General features: G+C 58.4%; 20 protein-coding genes. 11 read left to right on the top strand and 9 right to left on the bottom strand.

The features are described from left to right. Positions 1–162: 162 nt before the first annotated feature. The gene (locus tag LOY35_RS24660; protein WP_258628267.1) at positions 163–2070 is read right to left on the bottom strand and encodes a sigma-54-dependent Fis family transcriptional regulator; all 1908 of its coding nucleotides are present in this window, start codon (positions 2068–2070) and stop codon (positions 163–165) included. Positions 2071–2585: 515 nt separating this feature from the next. Between LOY35_RS24660 and LOY35_RS24665 the strand changes: the two genes are divergently transcribed. From LOY35_RS24665 to LOY35_RS24705, 9 genes are all read left to right on the top strand, one after another. Then, complete coding sequence (locus LOY35_RS24665) at positions 2586–4106, top strand: aldehyde dehydrogenase family protein (protein ID WP_047702716.1); 1521 nt, start codon at positions 2586–2588, stop codon at positions 4104–4106. A gap of 237 nt (positions 4107–4343) precedes the next feature. Continuing rightward, a complete protein-coding gene (gene eat / locus LOY35_RS24670) occupies positions 4344–5714 on the top strand; it encodes an ethanolamine permease (RefSeq protein ID WP_258628272.1) in 1371 nt (456 codons plus the stop codon). 238 nt (positions 5715–5952) lie between these two features. Beyond that, the gene (locus LOY35_RS24675; RefSeq protein ID WP_258628278.1) at positions 5953–7347 is read left to right on the top strand and encodes an ethanolamine ammonia-lyase subunit EutB; all 1395 of its coding nucleotides are present in this window, start codon (positions 5953–5955) and stop codon (positions 7345–7347) included. A gap of 11 nt (positions 7348–7358) precedes the next feature. Then, positions 7359–8183: an ethanolamine ammonia-lyase subunit EutC gene (gene eutC, locus LOY35_RS24680; RefSeq protein ID WP_258628280.1), complete on the top strand. Its 825-nt coding sequence runs from the start codon at positions 7359–7361 to the stop codon at positions 8181–8183. 107 nt (positions 8184–8290) lie between these two features. Continuing rightward, complete coding sequence (locus LOY35_RS24685; protein ID WP_258628282.1) at positions 8291–8755, top strand: N-acetyltransferase; 465 nt, start codon at positions 8291–8293, stop codon at positions 8753–8755. A gap of 367 nt (positions 8756–9122) precedes the next feature. Beyond that, positions 9123–9770, top strand: a complete 648-nt coding sequence (locus LOY35_RS24690) for a DedA family protein (protein WP_047702720.1) — start codon at positions 9123–9125, stop codon at positions 9768–9770. Between the two features lie 6 nt (positions 9771–9776). After that, positions 9777–10589: a zinc-dependent peptidase gene (locus LOY35_RS24695; RefSeq protein ID WP_258628284.1), complete on the top strand. Its 813-nt coding sequence runs from the start codon at positions 9777–9779 to the stop codon at positions 10587–10589. Positions 10590–10699: 110 nt separating this feature from the next. Next, positions 10700–11227 carry an inorganic diphosphatase gene (gene ppa / locus LOY35_RS24700; protein WP_041022311.1) on the top strand — a complete coding sequence of 176 codons (528 nt, stop codon included), beginning with the start codon at positions 10700–10702 and terminating at the stop codon, positions 11225–11227. Positions 11228–11421: 194 nt separating this feature from the next. Further along, complete coding sequence (locus tag LOY35_RS24705; RefSeq protein WP_258633726.1) at positions 11422–12153, top strand: helix-turn-helix transcriptional regulator; 732 nt, start codon at positions 11422–11424, stop codon at positions 12151–12153. Positions 12154–12823: 670 nt separating this feature from the next. Here LOY35_RS24705 and LOY35_RS24710 read toward each other — a convergent pair. Both LOY35_RS24710 and yhdJ read right to left on the bottom strand, forming a co-directional pair. Further along, positions 12824–14020, bottom strand: a complete 1197-nt coding sequence (locus LOY35_RS24710) for a hypothetical protein (protein WP_258628287.1) — start codon at positions 14018–14020, stop codon at positions 12824–12826. Between the two features lie 208 nt (positions 14021–14228). Beyond that, positions 14229–15182 (bottom strand): adenine-specific DNA-methyltransferase, encoded by a 954-nt coding sequence (gene yhdJ / locus LOY35_RS24720; RefSeq protein ID WP_258628288.1) that lies wholly within the window; start codon positions 15180–15182, stop codon positions 14229–14231. Positions 15183–15731: 549 nt separating this feature from the next. Here yhdJ and LOY35_RS24725 point away from each other — a divergent pair. Further along, on the top strand, positions 15732–15941 hold the full coding sequence (locus LOY35_RS24725) for a restriction endonuclease (protein WP_258633727.1): 210 nt from the start codon (positions 15732–15734) through the stop codon (positions 15939–15941). Between the two features lie 171 nt (positions 15942–16112). After that, positions 16113–16730, top strand: coding sequence for a hypothetical protein (locus LOY35_RS24730; protein ID WP_258628290.1), 618 nt, complete (start codon positions 16113–16115; stop codon positions 16728–16730). A gap of 318 nt (positions 16731–17048) precedes the next feature. Here the strand turns inward: LOY35_RS24730 and LOY35_RS24735 are convergent, their stop codons facing one another. From LOY35_RS24735 to LOY35_RS24760, 6 genes are all read right to left on the bottom strand, one after another. Further along, positions 17049–17408 carry a DUF6124 family protein gene (locus LOY35_RS24735; protein WP_258628292.1) on the bottom strand — a complete coding sequence of 120 codons (360 nt, stop codon included), beginning with the start codon at positions 17406–17408 and terminating at the stop codon, positions 17049–17051. 489 nt (positions 17409–17897) lie between these two features. Beyond that, positions 17898–18356, bottom strand: coding sequence for a GNAT family N-acetyltransferase (locus LOY35_RS24740; protein WP_258628294.1), 459 nt, complete (start codon positions 18354–18356; stop codon positions 17898–17900). A gap of 353 nt (positions 18357–18709) precedes the next feature. Further along, complete coding sequence (locus LOY35_RS24745) at positions 18710–19471, bottom strand: DKNYY domain-containing protein (RefSeq protein ID WP_258628296.1); 762 nt, start codon at positions 19469–19471, stop codon at positions 18710–18712. A 31-nt stretch (positions 19472–19502) separates the two neighbouring features. Continuing rightward, positions 19503–19961 (bottom strand): GNAT family N-acetyltransferase, encoded by a 459-nt coding sequence (locus LOY35_RS24750; RefSeq protein ID WP_258628299.1) that lies wholly within the window; start codon positions 19959–19961, stop codon positions 19503–19505. 360 nt (positions 19962–20321) lie between these two features. Continuing rightward, on the bottom strand, positions 20322–21734 hold the full coding sequence (locus LOY35_RS24755; RefSeq protein ID WP_258628302.1) for an aldehyde dehydrogenase family protein: 1413 nt from the start codon (positions 21732–21734) through the stop codon (positions 20322–20324). A gap of 3 nt (positions 21735–21737) precedes the next feature. Continuing rightward, positions 21738–22787 carry a homoserine dehydrogenase gene (locus tag LOY35_RS24760; RefSeq protein ID WP_258628310.1) on the bottom strand — a complete coding sequence of 350 codons (1050 nt, stop codon included), beginning with the start codon at positions 22785–22787 and terminating at the stop codon, positions 21738–21740. Between the last annotated feature and the right edge of the window lie 1260 nt (positions 22788–24047).

Below are 24047 nucleotides of genomic sequence, written 5' to 3' on the forward strand. Positions count from 1 at the left end.
CGCAGGTTAGCGTAGGGAGGGGGAAATCGCACCTTGTCTTTCTAGTTGTGGGAGCAAGGCTTGCCCGCGATGAACGATGACGCGGACTTCCATGGAATCGTGTCGAGGCTATCGCGGGCAAGCCTTGCTCCCACAGGGCTTCGGTGCCTGGGGGAGTGGTGGTCAGCGAGCGATCGCGTGTTTACGCAGCTTCCGGTAGAGGGTGTTGCGGCTGATACCCAGTTGCTCGGCCGTGTTGGTCATGTGCCAGCGGGTCTGCTCCAGCGCGTTGAGCAAGGCCAGCCGTTCCGCATCCTCCAGCGGATGTTCGGATGCCGGTGTGTCCTCCAACGCCGGCCGTGCCTGGCGAATCATCGCTGGCAAGTCCTCCAGCCCGATCCTGCCACCCTCGCACAACGCGGCGAGGGTACGCAGCACGTTGCGCATCTGCCGCACGTTGCCCGGCCAGTCAAACGCCAGGAGCGCCCGGCGCGCCGGCTCGTCGATGAACACCGCCTCGGTGCCGCTTTCTTCGGCCAGCAGAAAGTCCAGCAACTGCGATTTGTCGCTGCGCTCGCGCAACGCCGGCAAAGGGATTTCCAGGCCGTTGAGCCGGTAGTACAGGTCTTCGCGGAAGCTGCCGTCCTGCACACGGTCGAGCAATTGTCGGTGGGTGGCGCTGATGATGCGCACGTTTACCGTCTCGGGTTCGCCGCCGATGGGCACCACCTGGCGATCCTCCAGCACCCGCAGCAAGCGGGTCTGCAAGGCCAGGGGCATGTCGCCGATTTCATCCAGGAACAGGGTGCCGCCGTCGGCCTGTTGCAGCTTGCCGCGCATGCCCTCCTTGCGGGCCCCGGTAAAACTGCCGCCGCGATAGCCGAACAGCTCGCTCTCGATCAGGCTTTCGGGGATGGCCGCGCAGTTGAGGGCGACGAAGTTTTTCCCGGCGCGCTGGCTGGCCTGATGCACGGCCTTGGCGAAGGCTTCCTTGCCACAACCGGTTTCACCGTTGATCAGCAGCGGTACATCACGCTCGAATACCCGCAGCGCCTTGCGGAAATGCTCCTGCAGCTGCGCATCCCCCAGGCAGATGCCTGACAGTCGCGCAGGCTCCATGGCTTTGGGCGCCGGGACGAGCGGAACCGGAATGCTGCGAGGCTGACCACGCAGCACCGCGAACAAATGCCGACCGTCACGGGTGCGCAACGGCCAACTGGCGTTGGCATGAGCACTGGCCCGGCCCAGTAACTCGTCCAGTGAACAATCGAAAAACGCTTCTACCGGCTGGCCCAACAAGCCGCCACGAATATGCCCCAGCAGGTTGAGCGCGCTCTGGTTGACGGCGCAGATCCGTCCTTCGCCGTCGAACGCCAGCAAGCCTTCACTGAACAACCCCACGGACTCGGCCTGCAAATGAAAGCGCAGCAGCCATTGATTGTCGAAGCAGCGCAGGAAATAGCAGCTCTCGATCATCTTCGCCGAGAGATTGACCAGTGCCATGGTGTGGAACTGGCTCTGGCGCGACACGTCTGGCCGGGCCGAGGACACGTCGAGCACCGCCAGCAGTTCGCCATGAGGGTCAAATACCGGGCTGGCCGAGCAGGTCAGGCCGGTGTGGCGACCGCGAAAATGTTCTTCCTGGTGGATGGTCAGCGCCTGGCGCTCCACCAGGCAAGTGCCGATACCATTGGTGCCTTCGCAGGCTTCGCTCCAGTCAGCCCCGAGCCAGAGCCCGGCTCGTTCGAAGATCTTCCGTTCGCTGGGAGCGGTGACACAGTTGAGGATCACGCCCCGGGCGTCGGTGAGCAGCACCGCGTGGCCGGCGCCGGACAGTTGCTGATGCAGGCTGGTCATTTCGGAGCCGGCGATATGCAGCACCTGTTGCAGACGCTCCCGGCTCTCCAGCACCCGGCCATGCTCGAGCACCGTCGGCGCCAGGTTCTGGGCCGGGTCGAGGTGATAGTCCTCGAGGCAGCGCAGCCAGGATCGGGCAATCGACGGATCGCTGCCAGGCCCCTGCAAATGGGCCTTGCCCTGGGTGACCGTCAGGACCTGCTGGGCGTGGCGACTCAAATGGTTGCTGTGCATTTCTTATTATTCTCCCCGAAGGTTGCGGCCTTGCTGGAGCAACGGTTTAACACTGGACCTGAGTTGACACTCAACTTGTGGCGAGGGGATTTATCCCCGCTGGGGTGCGCAGCAGCCCTAAAGCAGCCAACTCGGTGAGGTCTGATGCACCGTGTGTTCAGGTTTTGGGGCTGCTTCGCACCCCAGCGGGGATAAATCCCCTCGCCACAGATAAGTCCCCTCGCCACAATTGTGCTTGGCAGACCATCTGGGCGAACCCAGCATCCTCCAGCCACAAGCGCTTTGCAATGCTGGCGCGACCCACCAGTCACCGGCCGTTTCAGAAATGGCACAAAGTGTCACGCGCCCTGTATCGCAATCGTCACGCAGCCCCTCCGCTCGTCCGACGCTTTCCTCCTAAAGTCTTGATTTCCGGGCCCTGCACGGCAATGGCCCGACCTTTGCTCTAGGCTTAATTACCGGCGCTCAATTTGCGCGGCCTCCCGTATAAGCACAAAAGCCAAGGAGAACTCATCATGCGTTACGCTCACCCCGGTACTGAAGGCGCTATCGTTTCGTTCAAGAGCAAATACGGTAACTACATCGGCGGCGAGTTCGTCGCGCCTGTCAAAGGTCAGTACTTCACCAATACTTCCCCGGTCAATGGCCAGCCCATTGCCGAATTCCCGCGCTCCACGGCCGAAGACATCGAAAAAGCCCTGGACGCCGCCCACGCCGCTGCCGATGCCTGGGGCGCCACGTCGGCCCAGGCCCGTTCGCTGATCCTGTTGAAAATCGCCGACCGCATCGAACAGAACCTCGAAACCCTGGCGATCACCGAATCCTGGGACAACGGCAAGGCCGTGCGCGAAACCCTCAACGCCGACATCCCCCTGGCCGCCGACCACTTCCGCTACTTCGCCGGTTGCCTGCGCGCCCAGGAAGGCAGCGCCGCCGAGATCGATGGGAACACCGTGGCCTACCATATCCACGAGCCACTGGGCGTGGTCGGGCAGATCATCCCGTGGAACTTCCCGCTGTTGATGGCCGCCTGGAAACTCGCCCCGGCCCTGGCCGCCGGCAACTGCGTGGTGCTCAAGCCCGCCGAGCAAACCCCACTGGGCATCTGCGTGCTCATGGAACTGATCGGTGACCTGCTGCCGCCCGGCGTGCTGAACGTGGTGCAGGGCTTCGGCAAGGAAGCCGGCGAAGCCCTGGCGACCAGCAAGCGCATCGCCAAGATCGCCTTCACCGGCTCGACCCCGGTCGGCTCGCACATCATGAAATGCGCCGCCGAGAACATCATCCCGTCCACCGTGGAGCTGGGCGGGAAGTCGCCGAACATCTTCTTCGAAGACATCATGCAGGCCGAGCCGAGCTTCATCGAAAAGGCGGCCGAAGGCCTGGTGCTGGCGTTCTTCAACCAGGGCGAAGTCTGCACCTGCCCATCCCGCGCCCTGGTACAGGAATCGATCTACGACGAATTCATGCAAGTGGTGATGAAGAAGATCGAGCAGATCAAACGCGGCGACCCGCTGGACACCGACACCATGGTCGGCGCCCAGGCGTCCGAACAGCAGTTCGACAAGATCCTCTCGTACCTGGAAATCGCCAAGGGCGAAGGCGCCCAGTTGCTGACCGGTGGCCAAGTGGAAAAACTCGAAGGCAACCTTGCCAGCGGGTATTACATCCAGCCGACCCTGCTCAAGGGCACCAACAAAATGCGAGTGTTCCAGGAAGAAATCTTCGGCCCGGTGGTGAGCATCACCACCTTCAAGGATGAAGCCGAAGCCCTGGCCATTGCCAACGACACCGAGTTCGGCCTCGGCGCCGGCCTGTGGACCCGCGACATCAACCGCGCCTACCGCATGGGCCGGGCGATCAAGGCCGGTCGCGTCTGGACCAACTGCTACCACCTGTACCCGGCACACGCCGCGTTCGGTGGCTACAAGAAGTCCGGCGTGGGTCGTGAAACCCACAAGATGATGCTCGACCACTACCAGCAGACCAAGAACCTGCTGGTGAGCTACGACATCAATCCGCTGGGCTTCTTCTAAGCCTCGGGGGCGATGCAGGTCATCCTGCATCGCCCTTTAGATAGCTATCGCGAACAGGCTCCCACAGGGACTGTGGAGCAACACATATCCCCTGTGGGAGCGAGCCTGCTCGCGATGGCGTCATCACCAACACCAAGAAACAAGAAATGAATGCCCTGTCGCTGGCATGAGCTTTGCGTACCCGCTCCACACCTCCCAACCGAAAGTCCAACAGATCAAAAAGAACAGCGAGGACTTATGACAACTACCACCCAACTCAAACCCACACTCGGCACACTCCATTTATGGGGCATTGCCGTCGGCTTGGTGATCTCCGGTGAATACTTCGGCTGGAGTTACGGCTGGGGCACCGCAGGCACCCTCGGGTTTCTGGTCACCGCGCTGATGGTGGCGCTGATGTACACCTGTTTCATCTTCAGTTTCACCGAACTGACCACCGCGATCCCCCACGCGGGCGGGCCGTTCGCCTACAGCCGACGGGCCTTTGGTGAGAAAGGCGGCCTGATCGCCGGGATCGCCACGCTGATCGAATTCGTCTTCGCGCCACCGGCCATCGCCATGGCCATCGGTGCTTACCTGAACGTGCAGTTTCCGGAGCTGGACCCCAAGATCGCGGCGGTCGGCGCCTACATCGTGTTCATGACTCTCAACATCCTCGGCGTCAGCATCGCCGCGGCGTTCGAGCTGGTGGTCACCGTGCTGGCGGTGGCCGAGCTACTGGTGTTCATGGGCGTGGTCGCACCGGGCTTCAGCTTCAGTAACTTCGTGCTCAACGGCTGGTCTGGTGCAAACGAGTTCAGCCTCGCTTCAATTCCGGGCATTTTTGCGGCGATCCCCTTCGCGATCTGGTTCTTCCTCGCCATCGAAGGCGCGGCCATGGCCGCCGAAGAAGCCAAGGACCCGAAACGCACGATTCCCCGTGCCTATGTCAGCGGCATCCTGACCCTGGTGTTCCTGGCCATCGGCGTGATGATCATGGCCGGCGGCGTGGGCGACTGGCGCCAGCTGTCGAACATCAACGACCCGCTGCCCCAGGCCATGAAGGCCGTGGTCGGCAATAACTCCACCTGGATGCACATGCTGGTGTGGATCGGTCTGTTCGGCCTGGTGGCGAGCTTCCACGGCATCATCCTCGGCTACTCGCGGCAGTTCTTCGCCCTCGCCCGGGCCGGCTACCTGCCACGGGGCCTGGCGAAACTGTCGCGCTTCCAGACCCCGCACCGGGCGATCCTGGCCGGCGGCGTCATCGGCATCGCGGCGATCTACAGCGATGGTTTGGTGAACCTGCAAGGCATGAGCCTGACGGCGGCGATGATCACCATGTCGGTGTTCGGCGCCATCGTGATGTACATCATCAGCATGCTCAGCCTGTTCCGGCTGCGTAAGGTCGAGCCGAACCTGGAACGCACCTTCCGCGCCCCGGGCTACCCCATCGTGCCGGGCATCGCGCTGTTCCTGGCCGTGGTGTGCCTGGTGGCGATGGCCTGGTTCAATACCCTGATCGGCCTGGTGTTCCTCGCCTTCATGATCGTTGGCTATCTGTACTTCCAACTGACCGCCAAGCAACGCTCCGATGCCCCGGCAGACGCTATGCTCACAGGTATCTGACATCGCATCGGCGCCGGGCCCCATGGCCGGCGCCAGCCTTATGGAAGTGCACGCAGAGCCTGCTGGGGGACTGAGTTCGTTGTCTGAACGCAAGTCCCCCTGTGGGAGCGAGCCTGCTCGCGATAGCGGTGTATCAGTCGACCAGTGTTTTACTGACACTCCGCTATCGCGAGCAGGTTCGCTCCCACAGGGTTCGGTGGCGTGCTTGAGTTAATGAAAAACCAGGAGGACACCGCCCATGGCCGCATTCGCCCATTCCGTCGGCGCCCAGACCTGTCGTTTCGACAGCCTCAAAGAGCTGATGGCCAAAGCCAGCCCGGCGCGTTCCGGGGATTTCCTCGCCGGTGTCGCAGCACTCAACGACGGCGAGCGCGTGGCCGCGCAAATGGCCCTGGCTGACTTGCCCCTCAGCCATTTCCTGCAAGAAATGCTGATCCCTTATGAGGCCGACGAAGTCACCCGGCTGATCGTCGATACCCACGACAAACACGCCTTCGCCGTGGTCAGCCACCTCACGGTCGGCGGCTTTCGCGACTGGCTACTCAGCGACGCCGCCGACGAACACAGCCTGCGGGCGCTGGCCCCCGGCCTGACCCCGGAAATGGTCGCGGCCGTGTCCAAGATCATGCGCGTCCAGGACCTGGTGCTGGTGGCGCAGAAAATCCGCGTGGTGACGAAATTCCGCGGCACCCTCGGCCTGCGCGGACGCCTGTCCACGCGCCTGCAACCCAACCATCCCACCGACGAACCGGCCGGGATTGCCGCGAGCATCCTCGACGGCCTGCTCTACGGCAACGGCGACGCCATGATCGGCATCAACCCGGCCACCGACAGCACGGCCTCGATTTGCGCCATGCTGGAAATGCTCGACGCGATCATCCAGCGCTACGACATCCCAACCCAGGGCTGCGTGCTGACCCATGTCACCACCTCCATCGAAGCGGCCAACCGTGGCGTGCCCCTGGACCTGGTGTTCCAGTCCATCGCCGGCACCGAAGCGGCCAATGCCAGTTTCGGCATCAACCTCAACGTGTTGAAAGAAGGCTACGACGCCGGGCTCAGCCTCAAGCGCGGTACCCTGGGCAACAACCTGATGTATTTCGAAACCGGCCAAGGCAGCGCCCTGTCGGCCAACGCCCACCATGGCGTGGATCAACAGACCTGCGAGACCCGGGCCTACGCCGTGGCGCGACATTTCAACCCATTCCTGGTCAACACCGTTGTAGGCTTCATCGGCCCGGAATACCTGTACAACGGCAAACAGATCATCCGCGCCGGCCTCGAAGACCACTTCTGCGGCAAGCTGCTGGGTGTGCCGATGGGTTGCGACATCTGCTACACCAACCACGCCGAAGCCGACCAGGACGACATGGACACCCTGCTGACCCTGTTGGGCGTGGCCGGGATCAACTTCATCATGGGTATTCCCGGCTCCGACGACATCATGCTCAACTACCAGACCACCTCGTTCCACGACGCCCTCTACGCCCGCCAGACCCTGGGCCTGAAGCCGGCGCCGGAGTTCGAACAATGGCTGGCGAACATGGGCATCTTCACCCAGGCCGACGGCCGGGTGCGGTTCGGCGACAACCTGCCTCCGGCGTTTCGTCACGCCCTGGCGCACTTGGGATGAGTGACCTGCCCATGGACAAAAACCCTGTCGATTCGCAAAACCCCTGGCTGGAACTGCGCCGCCTGACCCCGGCGCGCATCGCCCTGGGCCGCACCGGCACCAGCCTGCCGACACAAGCACAACTGGACTTCCAATATGCCCACGCCCAGGCGCGGGATGCGGTGCATCTGGCGTTCGACCACCAGGGCATTCGCACACAACTGGCCGAGCGCGGCCGCGAGAGCCTGTTGCTCCACAGCGCCGCCAGCGACCGCAACAGTTATCTGCAGCGCCCGGACCTGGGTCGACGCCTGGATGAGCCCTCTGCGCAGGCGCTGGACGATTACGCGGCGGCCCATCCCGGCGGCGTGGACCTTGCCATTGTGGTGGCCGACGGCCTGTCGGCACTGGCGGTGCATCGCCATACCTTGCCGTTCCTGGCGCGCCTGGAGGAACAGATCGCCGCGGATGGCTGGTCGGTTTCACCGGTCATCCTGGTGGAACAGGGCCGGGTCGCGGTGGCCGATGAAGTGGCAGAACGCCTTGGGGCAAAAATGTCGGTGATCCTGATCGGCGAACGTCCCGGCCTCAGCTCGCCCGACAGCCTGGGCTTGTATTTCACCTACAACCCCAAGGTCGGCCTGACCGACGCCTATCGCAACTGCATCTCCAATGTCCGGCTCGAAGGCTTGAGCTACGGCATGGCGGCCCATCGCCTGGCCTACCTGATGCGCGAGGCCTGTCGCCGACAGCTTTCGGGGGTCAACCTGAAGGACGAGGCACAGGTTCACACTCTAGAGTCGGAAAACGGTGCCGATATGAAAGGTAATTTCCTACTGATGCCGCCCCAAAGCTGATCCGTAGATCCAATTGCGTTTTTGATCCGCTTTCAGGCAGCATCAAAAGCACGGCAGCGCGCCGTTGTTGTCAGACTTTGTGTCGACCTTTGTAAACGGGACCTGCCATGCGGATTATTCAAGCGACCCTGGAACACCTGGACCTGCTGACCCCATTGTTCGTCAAATACCGGGAATTCTATGGCTCGCTGCCATACCCGGATTCATCCCGGGCCTTTCTCGAAAAGCGCCTGCGCCGCAAGGAATCGGTGATCTACCTGGCCCTGCCCGATGACGACGACAGCAAGCTGCTGGGCTTCTGCCAGCTCTATCCGAGCTTCTCGTCGCTGTCCCTCAAGCGCGTGTGGATCCTCAACGACATCTACGTCGCCGAAGACGCCCGCCGCCAACTGGTGGCCGACCACCTGATCCGCACCGCGAAAAAAATGGCCAAGGAAACCAACGCCGTCCGCATGCGCGTCTCCACCAGCAGCAACAACGAAGTGGCGCAGAAGACCTACGAATCCATCGGTTTCAAGGAAGACACCGAGTTCAAGAACTACGTGTTGCCGATTGGCGAGGACTTCACCTGAATGCCTCGTAGCCAGGGGATTGGGCGAACGATTCCCTGGCACACAGCCTCCCCTGTGGCGAGGGGATTTATCCCCGCTGGGGTGCGAAGCAGCCCCAAAACCTAACACCCAGTGCTTCAGATTCACCGAATTGGCCTTTTTAGGGGCGCTCCGCACCCCAGCGGGGATAAATCCCCTCGCCACAAGGATACTTCTCAACCTGCCGCAAAAACCGAAATCCCCCGCAACAAACTCAACACGCCTATCACACGCCTGCCCGTATAATCCCGATCTTCCCGGCGTGTAAGAAAAAGCTACAACCCAGTAGCCCTACCCAAAGCCAGGCCCAAAAGCCCGCCCAACCCGGCCGTTCTCACAGGTGTATTGCATGGATTTCAATCCCCTCGACCTCATTCTGCATCTCGATGTGTACCTCGACATGCTGGTGACCAACTACGGCACGTGGGTCTACGCCATCCTCTTCCTGGTGATCTTCTGTGAAACCGGTCTGGTGGTCACCCCGTTCCTGCCAGGGGATTCGCTGCTGTTCATAGCCGGCGCCGTGGCCGCAGGCGGCGCCATGGACCCACTCCTGCTGGCCGGCCTGCTGATGCTGGCGGCAATCCTCGGCGACAGCACCAACTACCTCATCGGCCGCACCGCGGGCGAGAAGCTGTTCAGCAATCCCAACTCGAAAATCTTCCGCCGCGACTACCTGCAGCAAACCCACGATTTCTACGACAAGCACGGCGGCAAGACCGTGACCCTGGCGCGCTTCCTGCCGATCATCCGCACCTTCGCGCCCTTCGTCGCCGGCGTGGGGAAAATGCCCTATGCGCGCTTCTTCGGCTTCAGCGTCCTTGGCACCGTCCTGTGGGTCGGCGGCCTGGTCACCCTCGGCTACTTCTTCGGCAACGTGCCCTTCATCAAGCAGAACCTGTCGCTGCTGGTGGTGGGCATCATCCTGGTATCGCTGTTGCCGATGATCATCAGCCTGGTCCGCAGCAAAATGGGCCAGCGTGCTTCGAAAGCCTGACCGCCCATGTGGTCCCTGAGCAACTGGCGCCGCCAACGCACCCTCGCCAAACATCCCGTGGCCGAGGACACCTGGCAGCGCGTGCGTCATCACCTGAGCTTCCTCGACGGCATCAATGCCGCCGAGGACCAGTGGTTGCGTGAGGCCTGCGTACTGTTCCTGCAGGACAAACACCTGACCGCCCTGCCCGGCGTCGAACTGCATCAGGAACAACGCCTGTTGCTCGCCGCCCAGGCCCAATTGCCGCTGATGCACCTGGGCGAGCTGAACTGGTACCAGGGCTTCCACGAGATCGTCCTCTACCCCGACGACTTCCTCAGCCCCCAGCGTTACCGCGACGCCAGCGGCATCGAACACGAATGGGACGGCGAACACAGCGGCGAAGCCTGGCCCCAAGGTCCGATCATCCTGGCCTGGGACGGCGTGCTCGCCAGCGGTGGCTGGGACGGCTACAACCTGGTGATCCACGAACTGGCGCACAAGCTCGACATGCTCAACGGCGACGCCAACGGCCTGCCACCGCTGCACGCCGACATGCGAGTCAGCGACTGGGCCGAAACCATGCAGCAAGCCTTCGACGACCTCAACCGGCAACTGGACCAAGACCCGGACGCCGACACCCTCATCGACCCCTACGCGGCGGAAAACCCGGCGGAGTTCTTCGCCGTCACCAGCGAATACCTCTTCAGCGCCCCGGACCTGCTGCACCAGGCGTACCCACGCGTTTATGAGCAGCTCAAGGCGTTTTACCGCCAGGACCCTTTGGCGCGGCTGCGGCAACTTCAGGCCGAAGATCCGGTCTATCAGGCGTCATACTAAGGTCTCTAAGACCCTGGTAACGTGGCATCGATGGCTGAATATGCCTATAATCGCCGCCACTTTTGGTCAATCCGACCAGCCTTTTGGTCAACTAACGGGGACACCGCCCAATGAGTTACAGCAAGATTCCGGCTGGCAAAGACCTGCCGAACGACATCTACGTTGCGATCGAAATTCCGGCCAACCACGCCCCGATCAAATACGAAATCGACAAGGACAGCGATTGCCTGTTCGTTGACCGCTTCATGGCCACCCCGATGTTCTACCCGGCCAACTACGGTTACATCCCCAATACCCTGGCCGACGACGGTGACCCCCTCGACGTGCTGGTCGTGACCCCTTACCCAGTGGCTCCTGGCTCGGTCATCCGCGCCCGTCCAGTCGGCATCCTGAACATGACCGACGACGGCGGCGGCGATGCCAAAGTCATCGCAGTGCCACACGACAAACTGTCGCAACTGTACGTCAACGTGAAGGAATACACCGACCTGCCGCCACTGCTGATCCAGCAGATCGAACACTTCTTCGAGAACTACAAAGACCTCGAAAAAGGCAAGTGGGTCAAGATCGAAGGCTGGGCCGGCGCTGACGCCGCCCGCGAAGCGATCACCAAGTCGGTTGCCGCCTACAAGGGCTGAAACTGATTTAAAGAAGACCCCGGTTTGCACCGGGGTTTTTTTATGCCTTAATAGCGCTTAATACGAAACTGTATTAACAGTGTTTAACTGCGTTTATCCCGCCGCTTTCAAATCCTGCAAACGGAAAGATCGTCTTATAAATTTGAACGACTTGTTTATTGCTCAAAACACAGTCGCTCCTAAACTTTCCGTTTATGAAAAAGACCTCCAGTGGCGACCGCTTCAGAGCCCTTCTCAAAGAAGCACAAATCCGATCCGCCGACTTCGCGAAGTTATACGGCGTTAAATCGCAGCACGTGAACAACTGGTTCAACCGCGGCATCCCGCCAGGTCGAATCCACAGTATCGCCGGGCTGCTGACCGTCAGCCCGCAATGGCTCGCCCACGGCGAAGGCCCACAAACCCCGTTGGGCCTCGGCCCCGGCACCACCTATGAAGCCGCCGAGGTCCAAGGCGTCTACAGCGTGGTGGAAACCCAGGACATCGAACTGCCCTTCTACACAGAAGCCCCTATCGCGACGGGCAGCAACAAAACCCACATCACCGAAATCCCCGACCAATCCATCCGCCTGCCCCGCAGCCACCTCGAATCCCTGGAAATAAACCCCAACGACGCCATCTGCACCACCATGGTCGGCGACAGCATGGCCGAACGCATCGAAGACGGCTCCATTCTCGCCATCGACCGCGGCCTCACTCAAGTCATCGACGGCCAGATCTACGCCCTCGAACACGACGGCATGCTGCGCATCAAATACCTCCACCGAATCCCCGGCAACCGCCTGCGCCTACGCAGCCACAACAGCGCCGCCTACCCGGACGAAGTCTTCAGCGCTGAACAGATCGAGGCGCAAAACATCAGGGTATTGGGCTGGGTATTCTGGTGGTCAACCCTCAACAAGCAGCGACCGCAGGTGTTCGATTGAGCCTGCGGACTAAAGGACAGTAGCCTGCGCTCCCTGCCTCAAGGAGATTACTGTCCCAAGGAGATCCTTCTGTGGCGAGGGGATTCATCCCCGCTGGGCTGCAAAGCAGCCCCCCGCTTTTCCTTTGAATCACAGGTAACCCAATGATTCCACACCACTTACCACTGGGCTTCCGAAGAAAACCCGCGTATCCTGCGCCCCACATTTGCGAGCCCACGCCTCGCACCGACAAGGCAGATCACTTTCTGACCAAGTCCCACAGCCGGCCGCAAGAGCCGGATGTACGTTTTGAAGGCTGGTAAGGTTTGTCAAAAACGAGCTGAGTCAGTCAACGAGAAGCCGGCCATAAGCCGGCTTTTTTATTGTCCAAAATAATCCTTCCCATCCGAGTCCTCCTGATAGCCTGGCCATTCCGGGCGTTTCAGGCATCCCCCTGTCCGATGGCGTTCAACGCTATTTGAACTCATCCGACGATGAGCACTTAGACAATCTGTTGAGTCGCGCTGAAAAGAAAGGCTCGGAACGCGAACACTTACCACACCGGCGGTCTTGGCTACTCAACTCTTGATCATGACCAGCGCACACGCGCACATGGTGAGGTTTGCACGCGGAATAAGTTGTAATCCCGCTTGCCGAGGAAGTCGTAAAGCTGCTTGGCAAACTACAGGCTTTATAAATCAAGCAACGAGACATCGTCTTCAACAAGAGCAGAGCTATCATCATCGCTGTAGTTAAACTCAACTTTGCTTTGAACCATAATCTCATCCATCACATCACGAAGCCGCCCTGCCTTTACAACCTCCTCGAAAGCAATTACAAGATCTTTAACATTGATGATCTCTTCAACAGCACTCATATAAGAGTTCACGACAGAATCTATTTTGTATCGTGCCACTGCTTGCGTGCGAATTGCTTCTAAGATTTGTGCTGCATCATCCGTTGATTTCACTACAAACGTAATTGGAAAACGCTGCACCTTATCAATATCGAGAAAATATTTTTTTACATCGATTGTTTCGGTAACCTGAAAAAAACGGCCTAATGGCTTCATAACGAAGTCAATACCGCCATCATTAGCATTAGTCCTACCTGTCTTATAAAGCACTAAACCTTCTTCAGCAACATTCTCCTTGGCCTCGCCAACCCAAACGGTTCTTTGCCCATAACTTGCTTTTAACACTGCATAACTGACTATTTCAAAAACACGAGCATCTACATTTGACTGGAGCTGACCAATAACAAAGTCAATTGCTTGCTGCGGCTCCTTCTCCCCAATTTTAGAAATCTCACGGCATGTTTCAATAAACATCTCAAAAGCAGCCAACTTAACCGCCACATACTTATCAATCACCTCAATAATAGCAGGTGCAATATTGTATATTGCATCATCACCGTCTTTTCTTCTTACTGACACCTGTAAAAGATCTTCATGAATCCAGTAGCGCTGAGTGCTGACATCGCGGACAATTGGCTGAATCCCGACTGCCGGATAGAATTTTTTGAATTCATCATTTAATCGAGAATTTAAAGCGTGATTCTGAAGCTTCGACCCAAAGGGTAGTTCGCGCTGTCGTGCAAACAAATCAGAGAACCGTGCCCCCTCATACTCCTTGTAAGACTTTGACTGATCTTCAAGAAACCCGTTTTTTATATAGTCATCAATTACCACATAAAGCGCATAGTGATTCGCAAAGGAGCCGCGGGCTTTTGATCCGCGATTGGCCGATTTGGTTTTACTATTAAGATAACCCAGCAACGGACTAGACTCGAACACATCCAGCGCATAATCCCCAAAATATTTTTTTAAAATATCAATTATAGATTCAGTAAAAGAGTGCTCTGCTATCACATATTTATTTAACATCATAGAATCCATCCGCCGACTAAATAACACTATTTAACTTGAAATTGTTGAGGTTCCGTTGACAGACACTCACCGTCAGGCCTCAGCTCTCCCGATGGTGAAATCAATCTATAGAGTGTTTGGCGGGATATTCCAAGCTCCACACACAGATCACCAATTTTTACTTCTGGTTTTTTCATTGCTTCTATTGCCATACGCAGAGGTGCTGGCGTTAAGGTAGCAGGTCGCCCAATCTTACGGGCTGTGGCATAGAATCTTCGAAATCCAGGGTCAACTCGGGATTTTGGGGCTGGCCTTGTTCCGCGACTTCGCCCTTCTTACTAAAAGTTTTCTCTAACGGCTTCAACTTTTCACCACGAAAATGATCACTTATATTTAGTCGACGAAGACCAATTTTTATATACTCATCCTGCATTTCTATCCCGACAGAGCGACGCCCCAAGCGCTGAGCAACTGCACACGTAGTGAATGTCCCACTGAATGGATCGAGAACGGTATCACCCGCATTGCTGCTAGCTTTTATTATGCGCTCCAATAGTGCCTCTGGCTTCTGACTTGGATGTTCTTCATACTCCGGCATACGATAGCGCACACGCGGCATATACCACGTATTACCAGGAACCTTTTTAGTATTATAAGGAGCCGGAATCTCCTTCCTATAATCTATCAACTTCCGCACGGCTCCGGTTTTTGCTTCAACCTCTATATCCGAAGCATTAAATGTATATTTTTTTGGATTTTTTGCAGCAAAAATAATCGGCTCATACATTGAACCGTAATATTTTTTTGCTTGCACGCCGGAGCTATCGTAATGCCATACAATACGAGACATAATAGTCAATCGCTCACGCAGCCATAAATCAATATATGGCATAGCCTGCGTGCTGGTCATCACATAAATACTGCCTGTTGGAGAGAGCTTCTTAATGCACATCTCCAGCCACTCGTAACACCACTCAGCATACTTGGCGTCAGACGGCCAAGAATCTTTAAAATCACCAAACTTCTTGCCAATATTGTACGGAGGATCAGCGAAAATCAGGTCAATAGTTCCATCAGGAATCACTTGCAAAACATCAAAACAGCTACCTTTATAGATAGTGCAATTATCACTACTGAATTTTTCTATACCACTTAAAATACTAAAATTTTCTTGCTGAGTCATTGCCAGCCCTTTTGATTGATACTTACACTCTATATCAAGGTACACTTCAAACTAGCAGATACTAAAAAATGCAGCCACTCACTGAGATTTTTACAAAAAATAAATCTTCATATATGTTAACAGCCCGAGCCATATTTTCCATCGAGTTTTTCCTCACCGCTGCCAAATCGCCCTGTTTTCAGACGGATCGCACTATCGCTCCAAGGGAGCGTTTTTATCAACGTCTCACCCATCTGAACGATAAGATCGGCGGTCGTAAAACTGAGTACACCACCGTACCGAAAAGGTCAGGAATAGCCCCTGGGCCCTAAACGAACTCAGCATCGAAGATGCGCGACACCCCCTCTCGGCCGAGCCCAAGGCTTTAGTCAGCGAAGGAGAGCAAGCTACCCCCCATGAGCCATTGGCGGATGATCTGCTGGCCCAAGTGCGCGCCGCCTCGCCGACCTTTTTCGAGCAACTGGTGGTCGATCTGATGATCGCCATGGTTACGGGGGGCGCGCAGGGAAGCAGGCCAAGCGCTGGCCTCACACCGTACACCGCCCGGAGATCGACAAGTTCATCGGAGCCCTTACCCGCCAGCGCGCCCGCAAGGGTGTATTCATCACCACTTCGGACTTTTCCAGCGGCGCCCGCGACGCGGCAATGAGCCTGGATATAAAAGTGGTGCTGATTGATGGTCTGGAGTTGGCGCGGTTGATGGTCGAAAACAATTCTGGTTGCAGCGTGAAAACAGATTTACGAAGTGAGGCAGCTTGATAGCGATTACTTCTTAGAGGACTGACCAACACAGTGCTCCGGTCTCGTCTTGATCGGGGCCAATTGTGCAACGGGTTGTTGCACAACTATGAGCTCATCCAGCTAGATGTCATGCCTGGACGGTTACAGTGATAACCTGCAATTTCCCCTATAAATAATATTGGATCAGTCATGAAAAGCTGTCTGAGGACACTCGGAACCAGCCTCGTTAACAGTATGGTGATCCCCGCCGCCTGGTTATCTGGCCTTACCACGATAGCACTCGTGTGGGGCGTGATTGTGTATTGGCCCGATAAGCTTTCCGCCGAAGGACGCCAGCTCTTCCTGGCTTCTGTTTCTATTTCTTGCCTCGCCATATGGCACTTGATACGGCGCAGGAGACGAGCAAAGGCACTTGTAGCATCCATCAACCTGAAAGAAGGTTTGAGCCTTGACGATACTCAGCGGCTCGGCTTTCCAAGCCCCCTATTTTTTGTCTTTGACCCCTTCAGCAAGAAACTCGCTCAATGCCAAAGCGCCACCGGCGATTATCAAATTCGAGACTTCACGTGGGTAACAGGCTGGCACTTTGAGTGGCGACGGATTGACAGCAAGGTATCGGGCGGGGTTCTTCGAATAGTCGACGGGGCAGGCATGAGCATTCCAGCCGACGAGATTCGGCGTAGATTCATAGGGTTCTCACTGGTTTTGACGGTTGCCGATACAAGTCATCCTCCCTTCCGTTTTCCAATGAACCGGAGCGCAGCTGAAGGGTGGTGTACCCGATGCAATATGCTTTTCAACGGCTAAACACAAAGCCACAACGCCTAATGCCAGTCAGTTAAGGATCAAACGGCGCAACGCCTGTGGGAGCAAAGCTTGCTCGCGATAGCGATGGACCCGTCAACATTGTTGCTGGCTGACTTACCGCAATCGCGAGCAAGCTTTGCTCCCACGGGTTTGTGGCTTAACTGACTGGCATTAGCCACAACGCCCCTCCTATTGCAGTCCCTCAAAGCCCAGCTCAGACACGAATGCGCCCGGTATCATTTCGGGCTCTCGGATACGAAAAAAGGTCTTGCCCAGCAAGACCTTTTTTTACGTCAAGAGGGCCGCGAACTCCCTGCCCTACCTCACCTCAACAATATCCAAAGCCCGATTAGCCAGCAGTTCACTCAACTCGATCACCTGCAAAATCCCCAACGCCACATGTCGTCTTGACCCATCCAGATCAAACGCCAAATCACTGATCATGGCATTCGCCGAAGCCAGGTTCTCACTGAGGTTCGCAAGCAAACATTCAGAATCAACATCAGGCGCGATAAGAAACAGCGGGTGAGCGTTGTCGGACGTTTCTTTTTCAGGCGTGGGCTTCAGGTAGAAGTCCAAGGCTCGCGCAGCAGCGTCGTCGAGTTTCTTGTTTCGGGCCGATTGGGCGCGGGAGGCGGTTTCGTCTGTGGCTGGGGGATTCGGAGTAACTTTTGCCATTGTCTTGCTTCCTGTAGTTGGAGCCATCACCCGCTCGCGACTAAACGATGGGAGGCAGCTGTACGCAGGTTAGTCGACCGGGGAAACAAGAAACCGGCGCGTCCGAGGACGCCCTGCGCACAGCCACCATCGAGTGCAGGATGGGAATCCTGACTGGATGACGCCTTGCACAACCTGTTTCATCCTGGGCGACTAAACCCGATCACTGATGAGCAGTGACAGAACTCAAACTACCGACGCGACCCAGGGCGCACAAGCCGGCGGATTCTGGCGTAGTTGTAGGCAATGGCGCAAGGCGGTGTCGGCTGTAGGGGCGGTGTCGTGTTTTTCGTTATGGGGAAAGGCGATGGGGCAGTTGGTTGGATGCTGGCTGATGGATCGCTTCGCGAGCAGGCTCGCTCCCACAGGGGATTGAGCCTGGACCAGATGGTGGGCGAGCCGCCAGCGAGTGCCTGTCTTCGATCGTCCGATCCCGTCTTTGGGCTGCTGCTATAAACGCCGAGCCATCAGGCATTGCTCTTTCCCCCAGGCCTCGAAGCGCTCCAACACTTCCCAGCCCAGCCTGGCGTAGTAATGACTTTGACTATGGGTGTGCAGGTACAAAGTGGTGAATCCAGCCTCTCTCGCATGTTGGCAAATGCCTTCGATCAACTGCGCGGCGAGCCCCCTGCGTCTAGCTTCTGGCGCGATGTAGACGCATGCCAACCATGGCCCCAGTTCTGGCCGGTCGGGCAGGTCGTTGTCGGCAAGTGAGGCACCGCCCAGTAGTTGGCCTTGTTCTGTGGCTATCAAGCATTTCCACTGACCATTGTGCTGTCCTGCCGAGAATTCGTGCTGCCAACTGGCGAGGGGTTGTTGTGTGAATTCGTAGCTGAATTCCTGATGAAGCCATTCGGCCATCTGGTCGCATTTGTCCATGTGGTTGGTGAGCCAGTCCATTTGCGGCATGTGGAACGTTCCTTGTGTGTTCACTGGTGTTACTGATGGGTTGTGGCGACGTGGCTCAAGGCGCACAGCTCGGCGGATTCTGGCGTGATTGGGAGTGATGGCACAAGGCAGTGCGAGGAGGTTTGGGTTGTCATGTCGTCGAAAGTCGATTTTTGAGTACATTTTTCATCGTTATGTCGTCGGTATCGACATGAGAATGGGATAAGCCGCTGGGTTAGCTTGCATCAATATTGGCTGGTCTGGCGCTATCGCGAGCAAGCTTTGCTCCCACAGGTTTTTGCAGTGCTCACGGAAATAGTGTTCACCGCCAATCCATTGTGGGTTGGCTTGGGGTCAGTTATCGACGCGTGGGGCTATTTGTAGCTGTAGGTATGCGAGCCATGCTTATCGACGTAATCCAGGACGGTGTCGGGCTCCCAGCGCTTTACTCGAAAGGTGGTGGCATCGGCGTTGATCGCTACGCCATCCAGGAACACGGTCTTGTTGTTACGCGCAATGACGTGCTTGCCCTGCCTGCATGAGGAACCGCTGCCATAGGGTTTGGATGCGATGATCCGGAATCCTTTTGCCGAACCGACAATCTTGCCTCGGTGATAGAGGTTACGAATATCCATCAGCAGATACTCGTCCACAACTTTCAGCGATGCGATGTCTAACGGCGCAGCAGTGGTGTTGTTATCGGTCCGTTCGCCATCGTAGTAGAGGCTTTCATTATCAGCCGCGAAGGTCATTCCCGCGAACGGCTGCACGAAACTGGCGGCATGCACCGCCGGTGTGCCTGCGGGATTCTGGAGTTGGGTTCCCTTGTAGTAAACATTGTGGCCATCGGTGTAGTAACTGGGGCGTTGAAGAGGACCGCCGTCACGCCACGGGCCGGTGTTGTCGGTTTGAACGGGCGTATGAGGGCTCGCCAGGTGGAAACGGGAGACATCGACGCCCTCGACGTTATTGATCAATGTGGCCTCCATCGCTCCCGCCCTTCCGGCAGTCACCCACTGGTAGACCAGTTGCCCATTGACCAGGGCGTATTGCTGTTCAACTGGCGCAGGGCTGCAGGCTTGAGCCAGATGGCAGGACAGCAACCAGGTTGCAGCGACGTAGCGAATGCGTGTCATCGTTGGTCTGTTCCTGCCTTTGAGATGCTGCTTATAAACCCCGAGCCATCAGACATTGCTCTTTCCCCCAGGCCTCGAAGCGCTCCAACACTTCCCAGCCCAGCTTGGCGTAGTAATGACTCTGGCTGTGGGTGTGCAGGTACAAGATGGAAAATCCAGCCTCTCTCGCATGAGTACAAATGCCCTCGATCAACTGCGCGGCGAGCCCTCTGCGTCGGGCTTCTGGTGCGATGTAGACGCACGCCAGCCATGGCCCCAGTTCTGGTCGGTCGGGCAGGTCGTTGTCGGCCAGTGAGGCGCCGCCCAGTAGTTGGCCTTGTTCCGTGGCAATCAGGCATTTCCAGCGACCATCGCGTTGCCCGGCCGAGAATTCGTGCTGCCAACTGGCGAGGGATTGTTGTGCGAATTCGTAGCTGAATTCCTGATGAAGCCATTCGGCCATCTGGTTGCATTTGTCCATGTGGTTATCTAGCCAATCCATTTGCAGCATCTGGAACGTTCCTGGTTGTAGCTGCGTGGCTCAAGGCGCACAAGTCGGCGGATTCTGGCGTGGTTGGGAGTGGTGGCGCAAGCCGGTGCGAGGGAGGTTTGGATTGTCATGTCGTCAAAAGTCGATTTTGAGTACATGTTTCATCGTCATGTCGTCGGCATCGACATGAGAATGGGAGGTGCCGCTGGGTCAGCTTGCATCAATATTGGCTGGTCTGGCGCTATCGCGAGCAAGCTTTGCTCCCACAGGTCTTGCGTCGTTTGATTCTTAACTGACTGGTATTGAGGCAAGCCCGGCTCCTACAGGTTTTTGTGGTGTCCAGAAGCGGCGTTCACCGCCAATCCCTGTGGGAGCGAGCCATCAACCCAACGTATTCAAACAAACCACCTTCGGCTGGGTCATTTCCTCATAGGCAAACCGCACCCCTTCCCGCCCCAGGCTGCCGTATTTGGAGCCGCCGAACGGCATGGCGTCGAAGCGGAAGTCGGAGGAGTCGTTGATCATTACGCCTCCGGCCTCGATTCGGCGGGCGGCGCTCATGGCGGTGGCGAGGTCGTTGGTGAAGATGCCGGCGTGGAGGCTGTAGTCGGGTTCGTTGGCCAGAGCGATGGCTTCGTCGAAGGTGTCGAAGGGCTGCAATACCACCACCGGGGCGAAGACTTCGTTGCGCCAGAGGCGACTGGCGTGGTCGACGTTTTCCAGGACGGTGGCGGCGTAGCAGGCGCCTTGGCGGCGGTGGCCGCAGAGTAAGGTGGCGCCTTCTTGCAGGGCTTCGTTCACCACCTGCTCGGCGTTTTGTGCGGCTTGGGGGGTGATCATCGGGCCGATGTCGGTGTCGGCCAGCAAGGGATTGCCCACCACCAACGCCTGGGCCTGGCGGACGAAACGTTCGCGGAAGGCTGCGTAGATCGGTGCCTGGATCAGCAGGCGTTGGCTGCCGATGCAGTTCTGGCCGGCGGCCCAGAAGGCGCCGGACAGGCAACTTTCAACGGCCGCGTCGAGGTCGCAATCGCCCATGACGATGACCGGTGCGTTGCCGCCTAGGTCCATGGCGAGTTTCTTCAGGCCGGCGGTGCGGGCGATTTGTTCGCCGGTGACGAAGCCGCCGGTGAAGGAGATCATGCGCACCTCGCGGGCGGCGACCAGGGCCTTGCCCAGTTCGGCGCCGCCAGTAGCGACGGTGACCACGGTTTCAGGCAAGCCCGCCGAGACCAGGTATGAGACCAGTTTGAGGGCCGACAACGGCGTCAGCTCGGACGGTTTGAGAATCACCGCGTTGCCGCCGGCAATGGCCGGGCCGAGTTTGTGGGCCACCAGGTTCAGCGGGTCGTTATAGGGCGTGATCGCGACGATCAGGCCCAGGGGCTCGCGGGAGAACCAGCCCTGGCGCGACTCGGCGCCGTCATAGGCGTCGAACGGCACCACTTCTCCGGCGTTGCGCCGGGCTTCTTCGGCGGACAACTTGAGGGTGTTGATACAGCGTTTGACTTCCTTTTCGGCCTGTTTGAGGGTTTTGCCGGCCTCGTCGACGATCAGCCGAGCAAACGCCTGGGCGTCGCGCTGGATGTTCGATGCCGCCTGCTCGAGGATGCTGGCGCGGCGATGACGGGGTAGCGCGGCGCAGGTGCGTGCGCCGCTGCGGCCGGTCGCCAGCAACTGCGGGACCTGGGAGGCGCAGACATCCGCCACGGTGCCGACGACGCTGCCGTCAAAGGGGTTGAGGACGTCGATGTGCGCTTGCGTCATGGCCAGGGCCAGTCGAGATACGTTCATGGGTTACTCCTGGTTGCGCACGGCAGACTGGTGGATGGCGATGATGTCCGAGAGCAGCGCAAACGCCGTTTCCATACGCCCTGCGCCAGGGCCGGACACCGTCACGGCGCCGAGCAGTTCGGAGCTGAACGACACGGCGTTGGTGGCGCCGCTCACGCCGGCGAGCGGATGATCGTGACTCAACAGGCGCGGTTCGACGCTGGCGCTGATCGAGCCGTTGGCGTGTCGGCTGGCGGCGCCGATGAGTTTCCAGCGGGCGCCGTCCTGGCGGGCTTTTTCGATGTCGCCGAGGTCGAGGGAGGAAATTCCTTTGCAACTGACATCGCTGACGTTCAGCTTGGCGTCGAGCAGTTCGTTCGCCAGGATCACCACTTTGAGGCGCACGTCGTGCCCTTCGACATCCGCAGTCGGATCGGCTTCGGCATAGCCCAGCGCTTGGGCCTTGCCGACCGCTTCGGCAAAGCCCAGTCCGTTTTCCATGCAGGTGAGGACGAAGTTGGAGGTGCCATTGAGGATGCCTTCGAACCCCGTCATCGCGCTGCCGGCCAGCGCCTGCTTGGCGACGCGAATGACCGGCGTGCCGCTCATCACCGAGCCCTCGTATTCAAAGGCGACGTTGTTGCGCCGGGCCAGTGCTTTGAGCTCGGCGCCATGCAGGGCAATCGGTCCCTTGTTGGTGGTGACGACGTGCTTGCCGCCTTCCAGGGCCCAGCGGCAGAACGACGTAGCGGGCTCGCCGTCTACCGGGTTGGTGAAGGTGGCTTCAGCGATGATGTCCGCGCCGCTCTCCTTGATCACGGCTTCATTGAGGGCTTCGGCGTTGCCACCCGGCCATTGCGCGAAGGCACCCTTGGTCGCCGGCAGCTTGGCCAGCAGCGCGGCGTCCAGGCCTTCGCGCCCCATGACCGAGCCAAGGAACAGGTCGGTCACGCCGACGATTGTCAGGGTGAAACCCAGTTCGGTTTTCCAGCGTTCGTTACGCTCGGCGATCAATTGCGCCAATGCCCGGTTCACACCGCCGAAGCCGACCAGCGCCAGTTTGTATTCAGTCATTTTTGTTGTGTCCCTTGATCCGGGTGATGAGGTGGTTGGATCTAGGTTAGGGGGGTGGGTCGGGCAGTGAAATATGCCAATTTGCTCTATTTCATGGGCGTTTTGACCAGGGGTTGGGCGAAGCGGCAGACATAAAAAAAACCAACAGGGGTTGGCTTGGTAGCTTGGCTTGACGAGGACCGTTTGTGGCGAGGGGATTTATCCCCGCTGGGCTGCGAAGCAGCCCTGAAGCCTGACACCCCAATGTATCAGGCAGATTGAGTTGGGCGCTCTTGGGGCTGCTGCGCAGCCCAACGGGGATAAATCCCCTCGCCACAGGAGGGTGCTTATGGGCGGAGAGCGTGCCCTTCCAGACCCTGTGCACCCGCTTCGGGCTAGACCTTCGCCGCCAGCTCGGCTTGATGAGGACCGTTTGTGGCGAGGGGATTTATCCCCGCTGGGTTGCGAAGCAGCCCTGAAGCCTGGCACTTCAATGTATCAGGCAGATTGAGCTGGGCGCTCTTGGGGCTGCTGCGCAACCCAACGGGGATAAATCCCCTCGCCACAGGAGGGTGCTTTATGGGCGGAGAGCGTGCCCTTCCAGACCCTGTGCACCCGCTTCGGGCTCGACCTTCACCGCCAGCTCGGCTTGACGAGGACCGTTTGTGGCGAGGGGATTTATCCCCGCTGGGCTGCGAAGCAGCCCTGAAGCCTGACACCTCAATGTATCAGGCAGATTGAGTTGGGGCTCTTGGGGCTGCTGCACAGCCCAACGGGGATAAATCCCCTCGCCACAGGAGGGTGCTTTATGGGCGGAGAGCGTGCCCTTCCAGACCCTGTGCACCCGCTTCGGGCTCAACCTTCACCGCCAGTTCGGCTTGATAAGGACCGTTTGTGGCGAGGGGATTTATCCCCGCTGGGCTGCGAAGCAGCCCTGAAGCCTGACACCTCAATGTATCAGGCAGATTGAGCTGGGCGCTCTTGGGGCTGCTGCGCAGCCCAACGGGGATAAATCCCCTCGCCACAGGAGGGTGCTTTATGGGCGGAGAGCGTGCCCTTCCAGACCCTGTGCACCCGCTTCGGGCTCAACCTTCGTCGCCAGCTCGGCTTGATGAGGATCGTCTGTGGCGAGGGGATTTATCCCCGCTGGGCTGCGAAGCAGCCCTGAAGCCTGGCACCTCAATGTATCAGGCAGATTGAGTTGGGCGCTCTTGGGGCTGCTGCGCAACCCAACGGGGATAAATCCCCTCGCCACAGGAGGGTGCTTTATGGGCGGAGAGC

The sequence above is a fragment of the Pseudomonas sp. B21-028 genome (genome assembly GCF_024749045.1).
Lineage (GTDB): Bacteria > Pseudomonadota > Gammaproteobacteria > Pseudomonadales > Pseudomonadaceae > Aquipseudomonas.